The sequence below is a fragment of the Pedobacter sp. genome (assembly GCF_035566355.1).
Taxonomy (GTDB): domain Bacteria; phylum Bacteroidota; class Bacteroidia; order Sphingobacteriales; family Sphingobacteriaceae; genus Pedobacter.
The window spans coordinates 1-4,726 of sequence record NZ_DATMRL010000667.1; the positions used below are offsets into that span (position 1 = coordinate 1).

The 4,726-nt window shown below is 41.3% G+C and carries 8 protein-coding genes; 5 read left to right on the forward strand and 3 right to left on the reverse strand.

All coding sequences use genetic code 11. The features are described from left to right. The 5 genes from VNZ46_RS26335 to VNZ46_RS26355 form a co-directional block, all read left to right on the forward strand. Positions 1-528 (forward strand): CdaR family protein (locus tag VNZ46_RS26335; RefSeq protein WP_325564179.1); only part of this gene is annotated, 528 nt, incomplete at its 5' end. Beyond that, entirely contained in the window at positions 528-1,124 is a 597-nt protein-coding gene (gene coaE, locus VNZ46_RS26340; RefSeq protein ID WP_325564181.1) for a dephospho-CoA kinase, read from the forward strand. The genes VNZ46_RS26335 and coaE, both read left to right, overlap by 1 nt. Beyond that, positions 1,125-2,066, forward strand: a complete 942-nt coding sequence (locus VNZ46_RS26345; protein WP_325564183.1) for an exonuclease — start codon at positions 1,125-1,127, stop codon at positions 2,064-2,066. It begins immediately after the preceding gene. Next, a complete protein-coding gene (locus VNZ46_RS26350) occupies positions 2,067-2,228 on the forward strand; it encodes a DUF5522 domain-containing protein (protein ID WP_325564185.1) in 162 nt (53 codons plus the stop codon). Between the two features lie 5 nt (positions 2,229-2,233). Continuing rightward, entirely contained in the window at positions 2,234-2,683 is a 450-nt protein-coding gene (locus VNZ46_RS26355; protein ID WP_325564188.1) for a MarR family winged helix-turn-helix transcriptional regulator, read from the forward strand. Here the strand turns inward: VNZ46_RS26355 and VNZ46_RS26360 are convergent. From VNZ46_RS26360 to VNZ46_RS26370, 3 genes are read right to left on the reverse strand one after another with little or no spacing between them, the layout of a single operon-like run. Beyond that, positions 2,680-3,399 carry a ZIP family metal transporter gene (locus VNZ46_RS26360; RefSeq protein ID WP_325564190.1) on the reverse strand — a complete coding sequence of 240 codons (720 nt, stop codon included), beginning with the start codon at positions 3,397-3,399 and terminating at the stop codon, positions 2,680-2,682. The genes VNZ46_RS26355 and VNZ46_RS26360 overlap by 4 nt on opposite strands. Further along, positions 3,400-3,963 carry a phosphatase PAP2 family protein gene (locus tag VNZ46_RS26365; protein ID WP_325564192.1) on the reverse strand — a complete coding sequence of 188 codons (564 nt, stop codon included), beginning with the start codon at positions 3,961-3,963 and terminating at the stop codon, positions 3,400-3,402. Next, complete coding sequence (locus tag VNZ46_RS26370) at positions 3,960-4,691, reverse strand: class I SAM-dependent methyltransferase (RefSeq protein ID WP_325564194.1); 732 nt, start codon at positions 4,689-4,691, stop codon at positions 3,960-3,962. The genes VNZ46_RS26365 and VNZ46_RS26370 overlap by 4 nt, the downstream gene beginning before the upstream one ends. Positions 4,692-4,726 lie beyond the last annotated feature (35 nt).

A 4,726-nucleotide genomic window follows, 5' to 3' on the forward strand; every position in this document is an offset into this window, starting at 1 on the left:
GTAAAACTGGTTTCTAAGCTGGAGTTCAGGGAGCAATTTGGAATTTCTGACGATACAGAACTCAATCCTGCCTACGTCACTGTTTCGGGGCCGGAAAAAGATCTGGAAGAGATCAGCTCCTGGAAAACCGATACACTTAAAATGCAAGCGGTTCAGAACTCGGTGAGTACAAGAGTTTCCATGAAACAAAGCAGCTATAAGAATGTGAGCATTTTTCCTGCCAGCGTTGAAGTGAAGATACCTGTAGATGAGTTCACCGAAAAGACCATAGACGTACCTGTAAAGGTCATTAACAACAAACAGTATTTGAATGTTAAATTGTTTCCTAAGAAAATAAGACTGACTTTTCTCGTAGCCTTATCTTTCTATCAGCAGGTCAATGAAGACTTTATTGATGCAGTAGTAGATCTGGATGAGTGGAAATTAGAGGGGCATCATAAACTGAGGGTTAAGCTGTCCCGCTTTCCTGATTATTGTAAAGTGATTAAAATTGAGCCTTCCAAATTGGATTTTATAATAGAAAAATAATGTTAAAGATTGGTATTACAGGAGGAATTGGAAGTGGTAAGACCACCATCTGTCATATTTTTGAAGCGCTTGGCACATCCGTTTTTTATGCAGATGACGTAGCCAAGCAGATCATGGTTACCGATCCTGTTTTGGTTGCAGGCATTAAAGGAACTTTTGGAGAAGAAAGTTACCAGCAAAATGGCGTGCTGAATAATAAATACATTGCCGGCATTGTGTTTAATGATGCTGCACAGCTGGCTAAATTGAATGCACTGGTGCATCCAGCCGTATTCAGAGCCTTTGATACCTGGGTAGCACAGGTGCCTGAAACTTGTCCTTATATCTTAAAAGAGGCTGCTTTGCTGTTTGAAAGCGGTTCCTACCAGATGTGTGATAAGAACATCCTGGTCACCGCCCCGGTAGAAGTCAGAATGGCTAGGGTAATGGCACGAGATCAGGTTAGCCAGGCACAGGTGAAAGCCAGGATGGATAAACAGTATACAGATGAACAGAAACTGAAGATGGCAGATTTTTTTATTGTAAATGATGAAAGCAGCTCTGTTATAGAACAGGTGCTGAGCCTGCACCAACAGTTTCTGCAGATAAAGGATTAAATGATAGCAGAGGATTTTTTAGTACAAACCAAAATCGGTTTGTACTGTGTTTACGGGGATTTTTATTTAGATCCAAAAGAACCTGTTCGCCATGCAGTGATATCCCATGCCCATGGGGATCACGCCGTGCCAGGTAATGCAAAAGTATACTGTGGCAGGGCCACCTCTTTATTTATGAAGCACAGGTACCGGGAAGAGGCAGCAGTTGAATTCTATATTAAGGCCTATCACGAAATTTTTGAGATCAACGGAGTTATCATTCAATTTATTCCTGCCGGACATATTCTGGGCTCCGCACAGATCCTGATGGAGTATCAGGGAACCAGATACCTTTATACAGGAGATTTTAAACTGCAAAAAGACCCGACCTGCGAGCCTTTTGAATTTGTGGAGGCAGACGTACTGATTACAGAAACTACTTTTGCAAACCCGGAAACACAACATCCTGACCCGGGAGAAGAGATTAAAAAGCTGAACTCAACCGATCTGAATATTATGCTGGGCGCTTATGTCCTTGGAAAAAGTCAAAGACTACTGGAATTGATGAACCAGCATTGTAAAGGGAAAAAGATATTGGTACACCATAGTATCCTTCCATTCATAAAAATCTATGAACAGGAGGGGAGGTCTCTGGGTGCATATGAGATTTTTGATAAGCGCCTATTAAAAGCCAATGTAAAGAATGTTGTTTATCTGGTGCCTCCAATGGTTTTCAACAGCAATGTAAAGACACTCAACGTTATTAAAGTATTTGCAACTGGTTGGAAAGATCTGCAGAAAATGAACCATATGCAGTTATATCTTTCAGATCATGCAGACTGGAAAGATATTTTGTATACCATCAGTCAGGTCAAACCGAGGGAAGTTTGGACCACCCATGGCAGCGGTCACCAGTTAAAATTTCACTACCAGGAAAGTTTGGTCGTTAAATTGCTTAATTAAATGGAAGAAGGCGTAGATTTCTATTTCAATGAGGAAGGACTTATGGTATTTACTGAAGCTTACCACCTCAAAAGAGGATACTGCTGTAAAAATAAATGCAGACATTGTCCTTGGAAATATGGAAAGAAAAAAGGCGGTTCTCCAGATAAGAAAGAAAAATAGTGCACATGGAATTGCAGAAAGAAATTAAGACATCCCGGTTTGAAAGTGTTTTCCAGCAGGCCGTAGTCAACGTATTTTATACGTATAGCTGGTGTACCGAGCAGATGAAACAGATCGTTGCACCTTATGAAATTACCACCCAGCAATTTAATGTGCTGCGGATCCTAAGAGGACAGCATCCCAAGCCCTCTACAATTAACCTGATCAAATCGAGGATGATGGATAAAATGTCTGATGCCTCCAGGATTGTAGATCGGCTGGTGCAGAAAGGACTTGTAGAAAAGGAAATCAATACCACAGATAAGCGAGCCGTAGACATACGCATCAGCAGGAAAGGGCTGTCGCTTTTAAAAAGAATGGACGAAGAAGTGGATCTGTCGGCCATGGTTTCTTCCAACCTTACCGAAGAGGAAGCCTTGCAATTGAACCTCCTGCTGGATAAGTTGCGGGGTTAGTGCCCGGAGCTGTAAAAGCCGATCAGAGCAATGCTGATCCCCAACAATACCGCTACCATTTTGCGCTTGCTGACTTTATGGTCTACACTTGATTCAAACAGGATGGTGGTAGAGATGTGCAGGAAGATTCCGATCACAATGCCCATCATCTTATTAAAATAAGCTTCTACGCCACCTATGGTGCCATTGCTCAGGCCTATACTGACATAAAATCCCAGTGGAGCCATCAACGCGAAAATAATAATGTAAAAAAGGATCTTTCCGGCTTTGTAATGATTTTGCATCAGGATGCTGGCCAGTGCAAAAGCAGCAGGAATATGGTGCAGGGCAATCCCAAAAATCAACTCATTGTGGTGGTCTTTGGCCAAAGGCATGCCCTCTAAAAAAGCATGAAGGCATAAACTGATCATAATTCCGTAAGGGAAAATATGATTTTCGTTGTGTTTGTGTATATGTCCATGTTCCACACCCTCTGAAAACTGTTCCAGAAATACCTGCAGCAAAAAGCCGATCAGAATAAAGATCCCAATCTCATGGGCATCCGCGCCACTGTAGGCATCAGGAATGAGGTGTAAAACCGTGATGGCAAAGAGGTAAGCTCCGCTGAAAGAAAGGATCAGCTTAAGCAATTGTGATTTATCACTTTTAACCAGAAAAATTGCTGCTCCGCCAAAAAAGGCACAAAAGAATAATACAAATAATTTCCAGATCTCCATTTATATACGATTTTGCAGTTTTTTATAGATAGTTGAGGTAAGCAGGCCAAGTAAGGTGCCCAGAACAGCACCGGCCAGCGTATCTATAGGGTAATGTACACCAACATAGATTTGTGCGAAGGATATAATAAATGCCCAGGCCAGACCTATGGGCAATATGGGTTTCCAGCGGTCATAAAAAATAAGGATCAGAAATACAGCTATTCCAAAATGATTGGTGGCATGGGCAGAAGGGAAGCTGTAGCCACTTCCGCAGGGCACCCTATGAATGAGTTCTGTAGAGAGAACAATGTCGTTGCACGGCCTTGGCCGCGCTACAAATGGTTTGATACATCTGGATGAAAAGGCATCGCCAATAGCAAAGGTAAGCAAGATCATTCCTATGATGAGAAATCCTTTCTTTTTATACTCCTTGATACAGAAAATGATAATGAACAAATACAATGGTGACCAAAAGAATCGGTTGCGCATCAAAGGCATCAGCCAGTCAAAGAAGCCATTGGAAAGGCCCCTGTTGATCCGCAAAAAAAGATCATGATCAAATTGCAGGAGTGTTTCTATCATGCTTTTTTGCAGACTAAAATTAATCGGTCTGATTGTGTTTCATGGTATTCACCCAGAGAATAATCTCCAAATTTGGCAATGATCTGCAGGCCGCTTTTCAGGAACATCCTTTCAAAATCTTCCAGTGTAAAAGCCTGTACTCTTTCTTCAAAAGCGAATGCCTTACCTCTGTGTTCGAAATTAATATGTTTGATGATCTTACCCTCAGAAACAAACTTATGCAGGTGAAATTCTATACCTTCCAGTGTTTTGGTTTCCTGTCGGGTCAGATTTTTGACGATCTTTATCGTATTGAAATAATCGATCACCAGGGTGCCATCTGCTTTTAAACCTTTCCTGAACGACTTTAAAGCGTTGACATGGTCTTTCTCTGTTTCGAAATAACCAAAACTGGTAAACAGATTTAACGCGATGTCGAAATAATTGATAAAAGACAATCGGCGCATATCATGCACAAAGAAATGCAGGTTCTTCTGCTCAAATTGCTGTGCATACCGGATGCTTTGTTCAGAAAGATCAATTCCGGTTACATCATAACCCTTTTTATTCAGGTAAATGGCATGCCTTCCTCTTCCGCAGGCAATATCCAGGATCCGTGAATCTGCAGATGGTTTCAGATAAGCAGAAAGATTATCGATTAAAAATTCTGCTTCCTCATCATTGCGCTGACTGTAAAGTATATGATAATAAGGAGAGTTGAACCAATATTGAAACCATTTGCGCTGCATAGAGCTTTGTTTAAATTTTTTATTACTCCGCAAAT

Bases quoted from the DNA above. Each gene is read 5' to 3' on its own strand.
- coaE (WP_325564181.1), top strand. From the start codon at position 528: ATGTTAAAGATTGGTATTACAGGAGGAATTGGAAGTGGTAAGACCACC.
- VNZ46_RS26345 (WP_325564183.1), top strand. From the start codon at position 1,125: ATGATAGCAGAGGATTTTTTAGTACAAACCAAAATCGGTTTGTACTGT.
- VNZ46_RS26350 (WP_325564185.1), top strand. From the start codon at position 2,067: ATGGAAGAAGGCGTAGATTTCTATTTCAATGAGGAAGGACTTATGGTA.
- VNZ46_RS26355 (WP_325564188.1), top strand. From the start codon at position 2,234: ATGGAATTGCAGAAAGAAATTAAGACATCCCGGTTTGAAAGTGTTTTC.
- VNZ46_RS26360 (WP_325564190.1), bottom strand. From the start codon at position 3,399: ATGGAGATCTGGAAATTATTTGTATTATTCTTTTGTGCCTTTTTTGGC.
- VNZ46_RS26365 (WP_325564192.1), bottom strand. From the start codon at position 3,963: ATGATAGAAACACTCCTGCAATTTGATCATGATCTTTTTTTGCGGATC.
- VNZ46_RS26370 (WP_325564194.1), bottom strand. From the start codon at position 4,691: ATGCAGCGCAAATGGTTTCAATATTGGTTCAACTCTCCTTATTATCAT.